We start from the raw sequence: 625 nt of genomic DNA, 5'->3' as shown, positions 1-625 counted from the left end.
CATGTATTCATCTTTCGCGGTCGTCGCGGTGATCTCGTGAAACTGCTTTGGGCAACTGACGACGGGCTCTGGTTGCTCGCAAAACGATTGGAGCGAGGCCGTTTTATCTGGCCCCAGGCCAATGGCGGAAAGATTCATCTGACGAACGCCCAGCTGTCGATGCTGCTCGAAGGCATTGACTGGCGGCAGCCGCGACGTACCACCGCTCTGTCGATGTTGTAAACCGCGAAGAAGGCTCGTAAACTGCGACGCATGCCCAAACATGCGCCGCTTCCTGCCACCGTCGCTGAGCTTCAGGCCCTGGTGCTTGAGCAGCAGACGTCGATCGCGAATATGGTGCGGGAGATCGCCGCACGCGACGACGAGATCGAACGCCTGAAGGCGCAGATCGACAAGCTCAGGCGAATGTACTTCGGGAGCAAGTCCGAGAAACTGGCTCGGCAGATCGATAAACTCGAGGCGCAACTCGAAGACCTGACGGCCGGCCAGGGAGCGGCAGAGACACGAGGGCACCGAGACAAGGCGTCGACGACGCCACCCGGTCGGGCACCCACGCGAGAGCCACTGCCATCGCACTTGCCCCGCGATGAAATCGAGCTCACACCAGATTCGATTTGCCCCATAT

1 protein-coding gene and 1 pseudogene are annotated in these 625 nt (G+C 60.2%); both read left to right on the top strand.

The window, feature by feature from the left end; all coding sequences use genetic code 11:
* Window positions 1-222: IS66 family insertion sequence element accessory protein TnpB (gene tnpB, locus ACTJLC_RS31795; RefSeq protein WP_440846428.1), on the top strand; the 222-nt coding region annotated here is incomplete at its 5' end.
* Between the two features lie 30 nt (window positions 223-252).
* Window positions 253-625: pseudogene (locus ACTJLC_RS31790) on the top strand (IS66 family transposase); the annotation flags it as partial.

The organism is Paraburkholderia sp. 22099, assembly GCF_052045835.1.
Lineage (GTDB): Bacteria > Pseudomonadota > Gammaproteobacteria > Burkholderiales > Burkholderiaceae > Paraburkholderia > Paraburkholderia terricola.
The sequence above is the reverse complement of the archived record's forward strand: the minus strand, read 5'-3'. Positions and strand labels throughout refer to the sequence as shown.